The following is a 17,100-nucleotide window of genomic DNA, read 5'->3' as shown; positions in this document are numbered from 1 at the left end:
GAAGAAATGACTAAACGTGGATATCGAGCAGGCTGCCAATCACTTCGTTGTTCTTATCTACAACAGAGGCGCCGATACGGTTGTAGCTTGCCGCTTGAGTTAGGTTGACGAGAGGCTCGATTGGATTGGCTGGTAATTCAGAGGCAACCTTATTAAACGCTAGCTCGTTGTCTTTGACGAGATCCACTTTATTGAAGGTCAAATCGTTTTCTTTAACAAAGTCTTGTTGGATTTCATGCGCAGCACCTTCAGCCATCTTCTGCGACAGCTGAATCATATTATATCCGGACTGAATTCCCGATACTGGCATGTTAATCCTCTCACTTGTTATGCTTTTGTTAGCATAGGAAGTGTTGTTATTTCGTGCAAGTGCTTTTACTCAATGTTTGATTAAGCAAACAGTTTTGACAGCATCTCGCGTTCTTCACTTGATAGTAAAGGGCTTTCTTTTTTATGAAGAGAATAGTTAATGTCACCTTGTAGTGATTTCAGCTGAGCAGCAGTCAACTCATTAATCTTCTTTCGTAACTCATTAAATTATTGAGTAGTCATCTCGACCTCCTCGCGTTTCTTGGGCTTCTCCTTCATTAACCCACCTCAGCGACCTTCATGGTCACAATCAAACAGTGTTCTAATATGGTTAGAATAGGTTTTGGATAGTGATTTTTGTCCGAGAAATGTCAGGTGGTATCAAGTGACGTGTAAGAATATTCTTATGAATAAGTCCCGTAATCATAAAGGGGTAGAATCATAGTCTACCCCTTTAATATGCGAAGCCGGTTCAATAGTCTTAGTGAGACTACAGGCTGAGTTAGTTCACGCGAACGGCAAACTTAGAGGCGAGCGAATGTAACTCCGGCAGCATGCGATAAATAAGATGCAATTGCTGAAGTACCATTCGAGCTGAATGATCGTCCTCGTCGCGCCATTCATTCAAGCGCTGCTCCAAGTTCGTATCGTTAATTGAGGATAAATCGCATTCTTCACAATGTTGATGCAATTGTTGGTGAAGCACATCTAAATGCTGGTGGATACAACGGTGTGCATCAAGCACCAATTGATGAATGGCCTCATCTTCTATTCTTGTGCGGTGTGCGCCAAGAGCAGAGATGTAGCTGAGCATGGCATGGTTAAGCGTTAAGAAGCGAAAACTCTCATCCACGGCGGTTCGATACTTACCAGGCTCTGCCAGCATCGTACTGATCGCGGAAGAAAGGTTTGCATCGTTATTGTGTGCTTGCCGACGGGCGATTCGGTAACTTAAGTTATCTTTCTTGCCAATTCGATACTGGCCAATGATTTGACCCAGATACTGTTTGTTTGCATCTATCGCATCTGACATGACCTTGTGTAAACGTTTTGACTGCCAATCGGGTAGAATGGCCATGACCGCGCCAACGGCCAACATACAGCCAATCAGTGTATCTGCAAGGCGAGGAAGTACTACCGCATAACCTTCGCCCAGTTGGTTGAACAGGAAAAGCACTAATAAAGTGATAAAACCCGTCGCATAGCCGTAGTTGTTGATTCGGAAAGCAAAGAACATCACCCCAGAAACGACAATAAACACCAGTTGGCTTTCTTGTGAAGGGAAGAAAGTAAGAAGTGGTACACCAATCAGTAAGCCCGCCAATGTACCTATTACACGCGCTGTGAGTTTTTGTCTTGTCGCACTGTAGTTTGGTTGGCAAACAAATAACGTGGTAAGCAGAATCCAGTAGCCACGATCAATATCAAACGCTTGAATAATTCCGTAGCCCGCCGTTAGTGCAATCGACATACGTAATGCATGACGGAACAGCATGGAATCTTTGTGTAAGTTCGCTGAGATACGTTGCCACATCGCTTTAAGCGTATGTGGGTTCGTATCATCTAGCACATCTTCTTCCAAGCGCTCTGCATCTGGGTTGTTAATGTTACTAAGCTGTTTCTCTACGGTCGCAAGGTTATTGAACAAGTAGGTCAACTGACTCAGAAGACGCTTCCAGTGTGCTTGTTCTTGCTCTTCCAGATAACCCAATGAGTTCTGTAATTCGGCTAACGCCAAAATCGACTGGTCAGTGTGGGTGTATTCGTTCCCTAATCGAATCGCATGAGCAATATCGCGACAAGCCTGAGCTTGGGACTCAAGTAAGTACTTAAAGCGGAATAAAACGTCTGAGCGCTCGAATTCGGTGGCCAAATCTTGGTAACGATAGTGGCTTGAGCTAACTCGTTCGTGGATATCCTGTGCGATAAAGTAGATATTCAAAAATCGGTCACTTGGGCCATCAATGTGCCCACGCTTAGAGCGGCTTAATAGCGTTGCTTTACAAGCGTCGAGAGCGTTCACTGTAGCCGCATTTAACTTTGCTGCCTCGATACGCATTGGCTGAGGCGTTAAGTTTGTTACTGGGTGAAATAGCTTCGCCTTCGCGTCGAGATAATTGGCGATTTGGAGGAATACAGTTGCAAGACTTTGCTGAACAGGTTGAAGTGGCCAGAACATCTGCCAAATCATCGACATGAAATAGTACCAAGCCGCACCAGTGAGAAGCAGCAGCGGTTGAAACCAAATGTTGGTACTTTCATGGGCGCCGAGCATGGTATAGATGGCTATCAGTAAAGATCCAAACGCGATGCTGGCGTATTTCGGGCCGATAGCACCCAGCATGATAAAGCCAAAGGTTGAGACAAACAGCCCGACCGCAAAAGCCCATGGCGTATCAAAGAGAATCTCAATCGAGAGAGCGGCGACGGCGAAACAGATAAAGTTAAGAATCAGTGCTTTGACCCTTCCCGTGAAGCTGTCGTCACTCTCTGCCAATGCTGCCGCGATAACACCTAAGATGAGGGGCGTGATCAATGAGTTTTGTTGAAAGTACCATGCAGGAATCACGACGCCTAATAAGGTAATAAGGATCAGGATACTGTAGTTGATGGTTTTGTTTGCCCAATAGAGGCGAAATTTTAAAGCAGCTTGCACAATGCGCCTTTCGTTGCCGGTGGAAAACGAGAGAATTTTAACAAACTCACTATAGCGCGTTTATGACCTAATTTAATAAAAATTGTCATTTGCTCAGGAAATCAACAGAATTGTCATTGACTTAACGTATCGATAGCGAGCGATAGGGATAATCGTTGTTCACAAATTCAACAGTAATGTGATTTTTAATTAAGAATACCGACAGAAGGCCATTTGTGCCTCATCCATCGCTACAATTTAAGCGTCTAAAATGATATAAAACTGGAACTTCTATATTAAAAGGCGCACCTTTCATGCAGCTTACTGCCTCTAATAAAGCACAGTTTTTTATTCAAAATGAGTATTACCAAGTCGAAATAAAAGAGAACAGTGTTTTATTAAGTTCAGTGGGTAGTGAAGAACACATCCCATTTACTATTTGGAATGGCAAAGTGAGCGTTAAACGCGGTCTACTTTGGAGCTCTCTTCAGTTCTTTGCTCATGAGCAAGACGGCAAGCAACAGAGTTGGCTCGTTCAAGGTTTGCCTTGGCCGCATTGTCGTAAGTTTGCGGTTGAAGCGGTACGTCAATTTCAAGATTGGCACAATACCCAGTGCCGCAAACTAGCGGAATACCTTCCTAAGTGGGAAGATGAGTTGTATCAACTTAAGCACCTTCCGGCTTATCTATCGCATTCAAAAGTTCAAACCTGGGTCGACCAACTCAACAGTGAATTAGTTGAAATCAAAACTAGCTTGGTGGAAGCGAAAATGCGCATGCCCAAGCGAATGGCTGAGATTGAACCGTGGCTTTCAGAGACTTCTCAAACGCTGAGCGAGCGAAATCACGAGTGGCTTGAGAATGAACGCCCAAATTGGGAAGTGCTATTTAGCCGGATTGAATCTTCACCATTGAATCTCTCGCAGCAGCATGCCGTGCTTCTCAATGATGATCACAACCTTGTTTTAGCGGGGGCAGGTTCCGGTAAGACAAGCGTATTGACGGCGCGTGTGGCGTATTTACTGCAAAGTCACCAAGCACAAGCGGAAGAGCTTTTGATGCTGGCCTTTGGTCGTGACGCTGCGAAAGAGATGAAAGAACGCTTGGTCGATAAAGTGGGCTTGGCGGAAGAAGGCGTTCGCGTGAATACTTTTCACCAACTTGGTCTGCGCATTTTAAACCAAGTGGAACCTCAGCCGGTCGAAATCAGCCCACTTGCTTTAGATGACAATCAACGTACAGCATGGTGCATCGATTGGCTCAAGAAGCACTGGATGACACCGACTAACTTTAAGCGCTGGCAAAAGCACTTAGATAAGTGGCCGATTGCGTACTTGAAAGGTGATGATGAGCTAGGTAGTCACTCCGAAAACCCGAAATTGATCGCTTGGCTAGACAATCAACTGTCACAGTTAGCTGCGGTTGGCCTGACTAAAAAGCAAGTGCAAGAAAAGCTGGTGAATCACCAAGACTATACGCGCTTGAACAGTGAGCTTGCACTGTGTTGGCCGTGCTTTAGTGCGTGGCAAAAGATGCTGAAAGAGACCAATCAGGTGGATTTCCCAACGATGATCAGTCGAGCGACGGATTACGTCAAGAAAGGGAAATACATTTCGCCTTGGCGCTTTATTATGGTGGATGAATACCAAGACATCTCTCCTGACCGTTTAGCGCTTATTGAAGCGCTATGTGAGTCAACAGAGAAGCAAGCGGGAGCAACCTTGTTTGCGGTAGGCGATGATTGGCAGGCAATTTATCAGTTTGCAGGGGCCGATGTGGATCTTACAACGGGCTTCCAAGATCGATTCACACACTCAACCGTGCATCACTTAGACACCACGTACCGCTTCAACAACCAAATCGGTGATGTGGCAAATACCTTCGTCCAAGAGAACCCATCTCAGTTGCCAAAGACTCTAAACAGTCATAAGCAACGTAAGCAGAAGAGCGTGCATACTGCACCAAGCAACCAAGTTGAGAAGATTCTTGATCAGCTCAACCAACAGGCGAAGAAAACCAAATCAGTATTGCTACTGGGTCGTAACCATTACCACAAGCCTGATTTATATGATGACTGGTTGAAGCGATTCCCTAAACTTGAGATTCGCTTTATGACCTGCCACGCGAGTAAGGGTAGGGAAGCAGACTTTGTAATCATCCTATCGGTGGATGAAGGCCAGTTCCCAGCGAAGAAGAAGCAAGCGCATATCGATGGCGCGTTGAGTGAATCAAAAGACAAATATCCGTATGCCGAAGAGCGTCGTTTGTTCTATGTCGCTTTAACGCGTGCTAAAGAGAAAGTTTGGATTACCCATACCGGTGCAGGTTCTGCGTTTGTGCAAGAGTTGGTAAACGGCGATTATCCAATCGTAACTTCAAGATAAAATCTACCCGTGACTTAATTACAACAAAGGCGATACTCAGTATCGCCTTTGCTTTATTTGTGACTGACAGAGCTGCTAATTGAAATTAAGTGCGTTCTGCTAGGTATGCATCGTAGTCTGGTACTTCAATATCCACTTCTTGGTCGATCAGTGGAGAATTGAACAGGAACTTAGCGGTTGCACGGTTTGTCGCTACAGGGATGTTCCAAACACTCGCAATACGGAGTAGGGCTTTCACATCTGGATCATGTGGAACAGCGTTAAGTGGATCCCAGAAGAAGACCAGTACGTCGATATTGCCTTCAGAAATTAACGCGCCAAGTTGTTGGTCGCCACCCATTGGACCGCTGATCATGCTTTTGATAGCAAGGCCAGTTTCTTTGCTTAGCATATGGCCCGTAGTGCCTGTTGCGTACAAGAAGTGGCTTTGTAGCTTTTCTTTATTCTCTTTTACCCAACGAAGCAGTTCTGGTTTGCAGTTATCGTGGGCAACCAATGCCACATGCTTGTGTGCTGGCATGGTACGAGTTGTTGTTTGCATTAAGTTATTTCCATCTTTAATGATCTTAAATTCACTACCATCAAATAGAACACATTTTTTGCCAATCAATCAACAGCCTTAACGCTGAAAGTCGGCCTATATTCTGACGGAGATAACGATTCTTCAATTGTGTCGTCATGAAGCGTCTTTGGTGTCAACGGTTTGATCACTGGGGATGCGTGTTCTTCATACGGTTCATGGCGCAAATAGTGCGTTGCTTGCATCACAGAAAGGCCTCCTTGCTCAACCATTTTGTCGGTTGGAGCGAACAGCACTTTATGACGAAGTAGGCCGCGATAAACACCGTGGCTGAGGTATACAGAAACCAGACCAATGTCTTTGGCCTTACCCGCACTGCGTAGTTCACTGATGGCGGCCTCGATAGCAACGGCACTACCAACGATATAGTCGATGTTGCCCATATCTATCACGCGCTGAACAAGGTTACGCTGTAACTCCTTGTCGTTGTCGGCCCAGTAAGAGTCAACGATGTTAATATCGCTGTTTTTGATGGCTTCATAAAACCCTGTCGTTACAGGTTTTGTTCCGCCACGAGTTCTTGGGCCAAGCAGTAGAGCAATATTGGTTTTACCTGAGCCCTTAGGGTGCTTTTCTGCTAAGTATTTGCCAGCTTCGTAGCCCATCCAGTACCAATCAACACCAACTACACCTTTCAGCAGTTTGGTTTGTTCTTCATCGAGTTCAAGCTGGTTAACGGTGGCAAAAACTGGAGTATTGCCAACCCAGTTTTTAAGGTTGTGCTCGTAGGCGTGCGGATCGACCGTCCCGAGAATGATTGCATCGGCGCCCCATTGGGTACACAAAGCAAGCTGCTGCTCTTGACGGGTTTTGTTCGGATATCCCCCAGCTTCGAGAACGCGCAGGTCAACACCGAGTTTTTCCGCTTCGGAAACCATTCCATAGTTTACTGATAGCCAGTATGAATCCTTTAAATGAGGGTAAATGGCACAGATTTTTTCTGCAGCAAAGCTTGGCACTGAAGCGAAAAGTGACAATGCGAGTGTAGAATGTGCGAAAATTGTGCGATATGGACGCTGATTTATAACCATGAAATGAAGTTCGTTGGCATAGATTAAGTAAACACTGCAAAATATAACGTAATATGTCGCCGAACACGAATATTAAGGTCAGGAAAATATGTTGCTAGCTACCGCAAGCATCGGTCGTAAACTGTTGTTGTCCTTCATTGCTATGGCAATGTTGGTGATGTTATCAGCGTTAATCGGTGTATCAGGGTTCTCTCTGGTGGCAAAAACGGAAAGGAACGTCGTGGACTCTGCCATACCGGCAATGATAGAAGCTCGACAAGTATCAGAGCTCAGTACCCGTATTATTTCATCGGTGCAAATGTTGTCGAATGCGCAAAATGAACAAGAGCGTAAAGAGGCGGGACGCGTCCTGTTCGATCAACTTGAGTCATTGCTGACGCACATTAAAGAGTTGGGCGGAGAATCTTTTGATGCTCAGCTTCTTGAAGCGCTAGAAAATAACGTCCAGAACGTGATTAACAACCTAGCGGAGCTCGGCGTCACAGTAGAACGTAAATTGTGGCTAACCAAAGAGATCGACACTCGCGTTGAGGAAATGCGTTTGTTGAGCGAAGAGTTAGAACAGTTAACACGTACGCAAGTACAAAACACCAGTACGATTACGGTTGCTAACGTTACCCATATTTATGACCTGTTGGAATCCAACAAGAAAGCCCAAGTGTATCAAGCACTGGATGCGTTAGTTGAAGTCGACTTAGACCTTACGGAGCGACTGCATGAACTGCATTTGTTGGCGTTCAAAATGCTCAACCAGATTGAAGAAGCCCGCACACTCACCAACGTCGACCGTATTCAACAAATCCAAACGGCGTTTGAAGATAACCTCAAGATCATGAAGCGTCGTGTGCTTGCGGTAGAAGACCCAACTCGCTCAGAACAAATGAGTCAGTTGCTCACTGATCTTGGTAAACGCCAAGTCGTGTTCACCATCTTGCTTCAACAGTATGAGAACAATGAACAGTCGCAGGAGTTGATGCAAAAAACGCTTGAGCTTTTCTCTGAGTTGAATGGTACGGTGAATAAGCTGGTGGATGACTCTAACCAGACCACGCGCGTTGCTGTTGACCAACTGACCAGCACCTTGAAGTTCGCGCAGTGGTCCCTGACGGTGATTTCTATCATTGGCCTTATCATCGTCGTAATCATTCTTTGGCGCGTTGTTTATGTCTCCGTAGTGAAGCGTTTAGCAGAGTACTCATCTGCGCTACTGTCTGTTGCTCAAGGTAACCTTGCGGTTGAGTTAGAAGTAAAAGGCAAAGATGAGCTGGCACATATGGGGCAAGCGATCATCACGGCACGTAACACGGCACAAGCACTAAAAGTTGTCGCCGAGGGCGAGGCGAAAGCCAAACGTGAGCTGGAAGAGCATAAGGAGCACTTGGAAGAGTTGGTTGAGCAGCGCACATCCCAGTTGAAACAAGCAAACCGTCGTTTGAATGAAGAGGTGTTAAACCACGCCAAAGCGCGCAAACAAGCGGAACAAGCGAGCCGGGCGAAATCTGCTTTCCTTGCGACGATGAGTCACGAAATTCGGACGCCAATGAATGGGGTGTTGGGAACTGCCCGTCTACTGATTGACTCGGGTTTGAATCCAATGCAAAAACGCTACGCGGAAATCATCAACCGCAGTGGTAAAACCTTGTTAGCCATTTTGAATGACGTATTGGATTACTCGAAAATCGAAGCCGGATACTTGGAGATCCGCAGCTTAGGTTTCGACTTGCATCAGATGGTTGAAGATACCTTCCAATTGATGAACGGAAAGGCACAAGAGAAGAAGCTATTGTTCTCTTACCATATTGAAAGTGACGTCGGCCGTTACTGGAAAGGAGACGTTACGCGCATCAACCAAGTGTTAAGCAATTTGGTTGGTAACGCGATTAAATTCACTGAAGAAGGTGAGATTGATATCTACGTTAGCCTTAACCCAGAAGATGAGTCGCAAGTTCTGTTTGAAGTGTCTGACACAGGTATTGGCATTGCCAAGAAAGATCAGAAAACGCTGTTTGATGCCTTTACCCAAGCGGAAGGTGGGATGAACCAAACTGGTGGCACTGGTTTAGGTTTGGCAATCAGCCGTCGCATCATTCAAGCCATGGGTGGTTGTTTGGATGTGGATTCGGAAGAAGGCCACGGTAGCCGCTTCTGGTTCTCTATTCCCCTAGAAGAAAGCGAGCCAGTAGAAACCGTAACGATTGTAAATGCTCGTTGTAAAGTTCGTGCAAAAGTCCTACTTGTAGAAGATAACCCTGTTAACCGCGTGGTGGCGGAAGGCTTCTTAGAGAGCATGGGGCATGAAGTTACGATGGCAGAAAATGGCCTAGAAGCGGAGCAGATCATTGACAAGCATGATTTCGACATCGCTTTGGTTGATATCAACTTGCCAGATTGTAACGGTGCTGATTTAATCCACCGCCTCAAACGCATAGAGCGTAATAAGCCAGCCGACAAGGCATTGGCTCCAACGCCAATGGTCGCGGTTTCTGCTCATGTATTTGCTGAAGAAGTGGAAAGCTACTTAGCCGCAGGCTTTGACGGTTATTTACCGAAGCCAATGGAAAAAGAAGCGCTTGCGGCGCTCATTCAAGACATATTGGATGGCAAGCAGCTCTTACTACCTCAAGAGTGCGTTCTTCAAGATGAGACAACGACAACAACGAATAACAATGAAATGCTAGTCACAACAGACCCAATAGCAGAGGAGCCAGCGATGGTAATCATCAACCCGAATGTGATTCAATCAGACATGAAGTTTTTGGGCAGAGAGAAAATGCTGCACATCATCGATTTGTTCCGACAAACCAGTGCTGATGTATTAAGCCAAATGGAAGCTTCGGCGGAAAATGGTGAGAGCCGAGCGGTAAAAGATCTAGCCCACAAACTGAAAGGCAGTGCAGGTAGTTTAGGTTTAACGGCTTTGATGAAAACATGTCAGAGCATTGAGGTTGCAGCGGAGTCGCTGGAGGCATACACAGAGCATCACAACGCGTTAAAAACACAAGTGAGTGAGTCAGTGATTGCTTTGGATAATTTGATGACGCAATAAGCCCTTCACAGGCTTACTGCTTGAACCATAAACAAAAACCTCCGGTTCGCGCCGGAGGTTTTTTTCTATTTGGTCATGTCGTCTTCCCACTCAAACCGAGTGTCTAGGGCATAAGGATCATCTTCAAATGGATGTTCAACTCTGCCACGCAAGTATTCGAGTTGGTGCTCTAACATGTTGACCGTGTCGTAATCCCCCTCTGAGCAAGCAACGTAGATCTGTTGCTCGAGAGCGGCAATGTTGTCTCGGATACCCATGAGAACCCCCTTAAATCATCAACGATTCTCAAAACGATTATAGTCAAGTAAACCAGATTCTATTGGTTGTTTTGTACGATACCAAGCGTGGATTCGATCGCTAAATGGCCAGAACTTTTCTGAGCTTCGGCGAATCGCAAAATTATCCAGTAACTTAACGTAATCACTCTCTGATTTTAGGGTGCTAAATTGATCGACAAATTCTTTTACTTGATCTTCTTCGATCGAGAAAAATGCCGCCGGATAGCTACCAACGACTCCTCGAACGATGGTCATATCATCGTTGGCAAAGTCACGGTTGCTCTCTTCATTAAATAGGCTCGAAATGTTGATGTGTGCATTATTGTGAAGAAGGGTAAACAGCTCATCTTTCCCAGATTCACTGCGAACCATCAGCATGGTGATTTGCGGAACGGTTTTTAATCCTTCTCCACGAACTTGGTTGATACTCGCCAATTGCTGTTCGCTTTCTACTGTCAGCGCCGTATCGATGATGTCGTAGCGTGGCAGCAGGATAGGTGAAACTTGCTTACGTAGAATATCCAATAGCTCTGACTTAGGATCGTCAGTATGGTAGACGACGCTAGTTGGCTGACTAAATGGAGCGACATTGCGTTGCAAGAAGTCACTTAACTGGCCGGGCTGATCTTGGTACCAGCTTGAATGTTCTTGGTGACGCATATCTGCAGGAAGTAGGGCGATGAAGTTACTTTCCCCTTCTAGGCGTAAGAAGTCCATGAACATGCGAGTGTTCAGCTGGTGACCGAAGTTACCGTAAACATCGAAACCAGCAACAAGCAGGTAGTGAATGCGCTCTAGGAGGGCATAGTCCAATACCCAAGCGGTTTTAGGTTGCTCACCAACTAAGCCTTGTACCACCGATGCACTGTCAAAGTGTCGGAATACGGTAAGCGCAGCATTGGGGTTGGTGCCGTTGCCATCCCAAATTACGTCCGTAGAAAGGTGTTCACCGTTCTTAAACCATTTGTTGATGAAGTCAGATTTTGCTTCTAGGTAACGCGCTTGTTGGCGTGAGTATTTCACCCAGTTAGTCACGGGTACGGTATTACTCTCAAGCTCTCCCGGTAGCTTTAAATTGTCTGCTTGGGAGCGATAAAACTCGTTCACTTCAGGGATGTCGGCTTTGTCTGGGTCTAGGAAGAATACCCAAAAGCGGTCATTAATCACGTTTAACGCCAACTGTCCTCGACATACCGGACCTTTGATGTAAGCCATGATAGTGTTCTGAGCGTTGTCCAACATAAATTTGAAGCGAGACTTCACCGGCAAATCAATGAAAGCCGTCATTGGGTTTGCCGCAATTTCAGGTTCATAGCTCGGTAGTTGTGCTACCTCATAATCCGCATCGATGAACCATTTTTTCCAATTCTCGATACGCTGTTCATTGAGCGCAAATGGCATGTGCGTTTTATCGACGATAGTGTCTTGCTCTGGAATGATGCGGTAGTAGACACGCTCGACCTTCGGATCATCATATGGGCGACGAGTCGTAATACGTTTTACTGGCTGACCCGGCGGTGTAGCAGAGCGAACTAAGGTAAAGAAACGCGGCTGTTCGCCATCCAACTCAGAGAAGAATAGGTGAGATAAGAAAAGGTGTTCGTAAATGTAGCGAGCGGCAAGTTGATTTTTACGAGAGCTTTTGTTCAGTAATGCTTCGTACTTATCTATCTCTGTTTGTTGTTGCTCTGTCAGTGGTACATGCGCATTCATGATGGCGCCATTTTCCAACCACTGCATCAGGATTTTATATTCCGCCGCCGTTAAGTTAGGCATACCAGAAGGCATTCCCCATGTCGGGTTATCGCGCTCGTATTGATCATACTCTTCAATCGTTGGGCACGTTTGTTCGCGATCGATGGAGAAATCAAAACCTTCTAATTGAACTTGGTCTGGTAATGGATGGCGTTCTTTTTGTTGCAGCATACGTGCAATCAAACCTGCGTCCATATTAGCTGCCATGCTCTGCTCACGCTCGTTGAGCACAGGATGAAAGCCAGCATCACGCCACTCTTGAGTGGTTTGCGCATCTTCAAATAAGCGAGTTGGGGCAGCAGCGGTTAAGCGTGTACCTTCGTAAACCAAGGCCTTGCTAGCGCCGCGGTCTATGCCTTCTACGGAAGAGAGTTTTAACTGACAAGGGGCGTCGTAGCAGGCATGACAGACCACACAGCGGTTATCTACGATGGGTTTAACATCATGTTGAAAGAAATCGGCTTGCGGTGTGTCGATGGTTGCCGTTCGCTCACGTACTTGTTGTGAACCGAACAGTTGGTCGTAGTTCAGCCCTGCGTAAGTTGCACAGCCCGCGAATAAAGTGGCGATGCAGAGTATAAAAATCAAACGTAAATTCATTGAGTTATTTTGAGTAAATTGAATTTGCGTTAATTAAAGCAAAATAAGCCGCTAAATACCAAAAATCGGAGCAATTCGCTCCGACTTTTGAGTTGGCATTGTTCGATAAAAAGCGGCTTTGTCAACCAATACTAGAACGCGTAAGTGACGTTAAAGCGGAAGTCTCGCCCAGGGCTTGCATAACCTTGAGCGACAGGACTGCCGATGTATGCCATGTACGATGCGTGGTCAAAGTAGTATTTGTCGAATACATTCTTAACAGACAGCGTCAGAGATAACTCTTCGTCTGCAATAGGCATCCAATATGCGTAAACATCATGCACGCCATAGCGCGGCTTTTCTGGGTGAACGGTTGGATCCGCTACATCAGTTAAGCGCTCAACAAATCGAGCATTCCAGCCAAACTCTAGTGACTCCATTGGTTGGTAAATGAGGTCAAGAACCCAAGTGTCGCCGATAGATGTGCCCAGCGTTGAGTCTTCATCTGATAGTGGAGTTCCGTTAAGTTCTGGACGAGATTGGTTGTAGCTCAAGCGAGCAGAGACATCAGCAGTTGCATAACCTAAGTAAGCGGTAATACCTTGGTTATCTAGGTCACCAACGTTGGTATAAACGGCGCCTTGGTTTGTTACCACGTCTTTGATTGTACTATCAAAGAATGTGATGCCAGCGAAGAAATCATCGTATTGGTAATTTGCCCCTAGCTCTAAGTTACGTGCTTCTTCAGGCTTACGATTTGGGTCGTTTTCGCGGTAGTCGATAACAAACAGTTCTTTGATTTGTTGGCCACGAAACGCTTCTGCATAACTAGCAAATAGGTTCAAACCTTCCAACGCATTGTAATTAATACCCACGTTAGGGCTAAAGCCGCTCGAATCGAAGTCTTGCTCCATGTTATCAGTAAGCTCATACCAGTCATAACGAGCACCAGCGGTAAGAATGATGGTTTCTGTTAGCATCCAATCATCTTGAACAAACAAGCCGTAAACGGTGCCTTTCTCCTCATCGTTCTTTTTACCATCGTAGTTGGTTTCAAACTCAGATTTGTCTTTCTTGTAATCCAAACCGTAAACCAAGGTATGGCCTGTTAATTTGCTCGTATTGAAGATCTTTACGCCGGACGTTTGAATTGAGCCATCACTGGTGCCCCAGCGAGGGTGATCTTTATGAGCTAAGCGGCTATCGGTGTAGTAGAAAGTGGTGTCGAGATTGAAAAGGTCGCTTGCGTTGTATTTGTGGTTAAGCGTAAAAGTAGAACGATCGGTTTCTTGATCGAGAGGTGCATTTTTAAAGCTTGGTTGGAAGTGGGGGCGATTTAAGCGACGGCCATCGTCATTACGATAATCGTAGCTTACCGAGAGGTAGTGTTCGTCGTTGAGTTGACCGGATAGCTTAAGGAGCGCAACTTGCTGTTCTAACGCAGTGTACGGCTGCTCCTGGCCTTTGCCGTCTTCGATGTTATCCCCGTCGACGTAACCAAATGATGCAAGTAGGCCAAGCTGATCGGCGACTTCTCCATACAAACTTGCCGAAACTTTGTAACCTTCATTATTGGTGTAGTAACCGCCTTTGAGCATAGCGCCGTAGGTTTCACCTGCAGTAAGGAGGTCATGTGCGTCTTTAGTGGTGAACTTTATAGCGCCACCCAATGCTCCTGGGCCATCTGTTGCTCGTCCTGATCCCGCGCTAACATCAACTTGCTTGAGCAGTTCAGGCTCGATAGATAATCGACCTTGGTGATGGAATAGGTTACCGGATTGTTCCGCACCGTCGATAGACACATTCAGCATGGTATCTTCCAGACCGCGGACATAGATCTTTTGAGAAACGCCAGAAGAGCCACCAACACTAGTTTCTGCATCTTTACGGAAAATGTCATTCAGATCTTGTGCCTGTGATTTGGCGAGCTGATCGGAGTCAATCGTAATATCGATTCCTTCCGGAGTGTGGCCTAGCACCTCCATCACTTCCATGTCATCGTTGGCGTAAGTCACTTGGGAAGCGACGAAAAGGGCGATGGTAAGTGGGCTTAACTTAAATACGGTTGAAGCGGACACCGTAACCTCCATTGTTAATGAGAATTATTATCGAGTGAGATTTTGGTGATTCTTCCACTCTGAGTAAACGACTTTTACAACTGTTACAATCCTTGTAGTCAGCAGACGTTAAACTCGCTTAGGCAAGGTAATATCCATAGTTAAACCTTGCACATGTGCGTTGTAGGCAACGATCTTGCCGCCAACCGCTTCAATGTGTCGTTTCGCCAATGCTAATCCAACACCAAAGCCTTTTCGGGATACGACTTGATTGTTTGCCTTGAAGAAAGGTTTGAATATCTGTTGGTATAAACTCGGGTCTATACCTGGGCCAGAATCAATGATGAGGATTTGATAATGTTCGAGGCGGTTTAGTATTCGAACTTCGAGCATCTCATCGGGTTGGGTGTATCGTAGGCCATTACGAATGACGTTTTCCAATGCTTGACTGAGAGCCATTTGATTGGAGTGTTGGATGGGTAATGGTTCGTCTTGATGTAGTGATATCTGTCTATCTGAGTACTCGAATCGGGCATCTTCGACGATGATTTCAACCAGTTCAGCTAAGTCAAATTCCTCTGTCCTAAGATTTGGTTGCTCGTTTTCAATCCATGCTAGTGTGAGTGTGTCTTCTGCGGTCGTGCGCATTTTGTGGGTATCGCTTTTGATTCGCTCCAACATTTGTTCACGTTCGATATTCTTATCTACACAATCAATGGCCATCTCAATTCGAGCGAGTGGAGTGCGTATCTCGTGGGACATATCGGCAATAAGGTTACGATGGTGGCGAATCACATCCGATGTGCGCTCTGCCATATAATCGAAGGTGCGCGCGACTTGACTGATTTCATCATTGCCCAACTTCATAGTCTGACCAATTCGCGCTGAGTAATCGCCTTGACTGAAAGCTTGGCTTGCGCGATGGAATTGCTGTAACGGGCGCATAACATAGCGGTATAAATAAACAGTCAGTGCGAGTAGAGAAAGAAAGGGAATAACGAAGCGAAACAACCAAAACGCGTGAGACATGTAGGTTCCCGGCCTCATCCGGTCAGGTAACAGAATCAAAAAGTGGTATCCGGAAGGGGACAGAGGGACTTCCATTATTGGGTTGTCTGGAAAATCTAGATGGATCTTCCATTCAACGCTTCGGCCAATACCATAGCCTTGCCAAAAACGCTCGTTAAGTGGGTTTCCCCCTTTTACGTCAAGGCGGGATTGCAGCACGGTCGCCCATGTGGACTCATCAATGGCGAGCTGTTCTAACCAGATGTCCAGTCCTTGCCAATCTTGTTGGTCTACATAGGTTTGTGCGGTATGTCCCCAGGCTAAAATTTGTTGGCGATGAGATTTCTTCAAATAGCTCATTTTCTCGTTGGAGAGGATGGCCGCGCTGTGAATCAAGGAGAAAAAGATCACCACGCCCAGGGATAAGACGACAAACAATCGCCAAAACAGCATCTTCTTCATTTAAAAATATATCCTTTACCATGCACGGTTTGGATTCGGTCATTCGACATACCCTCAGCAATAAGACGCTTACGCACACGGCTTAGATGCATGTCGAGCGCGCGATCGTATTGGCTGAACTGACGTTCTAAAACCGTTTGATAGAGGAAGGGTTTACTCAAAACTTCTTCACGGTGCTCGACCAAGGTCCACAGAAGTTTGAATTGAATAGGGGTCAGCTGAATTGGGGTCATCTCAGGGCGATGATGTATATTGACCGTGTGATTTAGTTTATCGAGCAGCAGTTCTCTTTCACTCAATTGTGTGGGGGAGTTGGGCTGTTGGATAAGTTTAGTACGACGCAAAATCGCTTCAATGCGTAAGCTCACTTCCGTGAAGTTACAGGGTTTAGTGATGTAATCGTCGGCACCACATTTAAGCCCCTGAATTCGATATTCTTCTGCACCGTAAGCGGTAAGCATGACAACCGGGGTTTGTGACTGCGAGCGAATCACATTGAGTACTTCAAAGCCGTCTAGGTTGGGTAAGTTAACGTCCAGAATGACCAAGTCGAAGGTTTGTTGCTGGAATGCCTTTAACGCGGTGTCTCCCTCAAGCATTGACACAACGTTGTAGTACTGTGCTTTAAGAAGCTCTGTAAGTTGTAGGTTCAGGTCTGGGTCATCTTCGGCCAACAAAATTGATGGAGCGGGAGAGGGTTGGCTCGAAGATCTAAATGGCTTTGTATGAATATCGCTTAGTACTGGGCTGAACATAATGGAATATGATTAATTATTGATAATGTAAATTATTATCAATAATTCCCGAGTAACAATCAATCTGGTCAATAAGAAGGTCGCTCGTTACTTCAATCGTATCGTTAAATTGCGACATATTTGGAAGTTTTATACTGAGGCGATGCACTGTTGACATAAAAAACACCAGGCTTGGTGGTTTTTCAGTAGTAGCAAAAGAAACTATACCGAATCAACTTGAA

The 17,100-nt window shown here is 45.7% G+C and carries 11 protein-coding genes; 2 read left to right on the top strand and 9 right to left on the bottom strand.

All coding sequences use genetic code 11. The features are described from left to right. Positions 1-10: 10 nt before the first annotated feature. Together KIV40_RS05035 and yccS are read right to left on the bottom strand one after the other, a co-directional pair. Positions 11-277 (bottom strand): hypothetical protein, encoded by a 267-nt coding sequence (locus KIV40_RS05035; protein WP_005533336.1) that lies wholly within the window; start codon positions 275-277, stop codon positions 11-13. Between the two features lie 534 nt (positions 278-811). After that, positions 812-2,965: a YccS family putative transporter gene (yccS, locus tag KIV40_RS05030; RefSeq protein WP_285348131.1), complete on the bottom strand. Its 2,154-nt coding sequence runs from the start codon at positions 2,963-2,965 to the stop codon at positions 812-814. A gap of 293 nt (positions 2,966-3,258) precedes the next feature. On the opposite strand from yccS, the gene helD reads away from it, so the two are divergent. Next, positions 3,259-5,328: a DNA helicase IV gene (gene helD / locus KIV40_RS05025; protein WP_285348130.1), complete on the top strand. Its 2,070-nt coding sequence runs from the start codon at positions 3,259-3,261 to the stop codon at positions 5,326-5,328. An 85-nt stretch (positions 5,329-5,413) separates the two neighbouring features. Here helD and KIV40_RS05020 read toward each other — a convergent pair whose 3' ends face one another. After that, positions 5,414-5,869 carry a methylglyoxal synthase gene (locus KIV40_RS05020; protein WP_285348129.1) on the bottom strand — a complete coding sequence of 152 codons (456 nt, stop codon included), beginning with the start codon at positions 5,867-5,869 and terminating at the stop codon, positions 5,414-5,416. A gap of 65 nt (positions 5,870-5,934) precedes the next feature. Further along, on the bottom strand, positions 5,935-6,963 hold the full coding sequence (gene torT, locus KIV40_RS05015) for a TMAO reductase system periplasmic protein TorT (protein WP_285348140.1): 1,029 nt from the start codon (positions 6,961-6,963) through the stop codon (positions 5,935-5,937). A 64-nt stretch (positions 6,964-7,027) separates the two neighbouring features. Here torT and torS point away from each other — a divergent pair, with 64 nt between their 5' ends. Beyond that, a complete protein-coding gene (gene torS, locus KIV40_RS05010) occupies positions 7,028-9,985 on the top strand; it encodes a TMAO reductase system sensor histidine kinase/response regulator TorS (protein ID WP_285348128.1) in 2,958 nt (985 codons plus the stop codon). Between the two features lie 65 nt (positions 9,986-10,050). Here the strand turns inward: torS and KIV40_RS05005 are convergent, their stop codons facing one another. From KIV40_RS05005 to KIV40_RS04985, 5 genes are all read right to left on the bottom strand, one after another. Then, the gene (locus tag KIV40_RS05005; RefSeq protein ID WP_285348127.1) at positions 10,051-10,242 is read right to left on the bottom strand and encodes a hypothetical protein; all 192 of its coding nucleotides are present in this window, start codon (positions 10,240-10,242) and stop codon (positions 10,051-10,053) included. 18 nt (positions 10,243-10,260) lie between these two features. Beyond that, complete coding sequence (locus KIV40_RS05000) at positions 10,261-12,618, bottom strand: fatty acid cis/trans isomerase (protein WP_285348126.1); 2,358 nt, start codon at positions 12,616-12,618, stop codon at positions 10,261-10,263. A gap of 131 nt (positions 12,619-12,749) precedes the next feature. Next, positions 12,750-14,675, bottom strand: a complete 1,926-nt coding sequence (locus KIV40_RS04995) for a TonB-dependent receptor domain-containing protein (protein WP_285348125.1) — start codon at positions 14,673-14,675, stop codon at positions 12,750-12,752. A 108-nt stretch (positions 14,676-14,783) separates the two neighbouring features. After that, on the bottom strand, positions 14,784-16,124 hold the full coding sequence (locus KIV40_RS04990; protein ID WP_285348124.1) for a sensor histidine kinase: 1,341 nt from the start codon (positions 16,122-16,124) through the stop codon (positions 14,784-14,786). Then, positions 16,121-16,879, bottom strand: coding sequence for a response regulator transcription factor (locus tag KIV40_RS04985; RefSeq protein ID WP_306431774.1), 759 nt, complete (start codon positions 16,877-16,879; stop codon positions 16,121-16,123). The genes KIV40_RS04990 and KIV40_RS04985 overlap by 4 nt, the downstream gene beginning before the upstream one ends. Between the last annotated feature and the right edge of the window lie 221 nt (positions 16,880-17,100).

It is taken from the genome of Vibrio sp. D173a (assembly GCF_030248475.1).
This window is presented reverse-complemented; position numbering and strand designations above follow the sequence as displayed.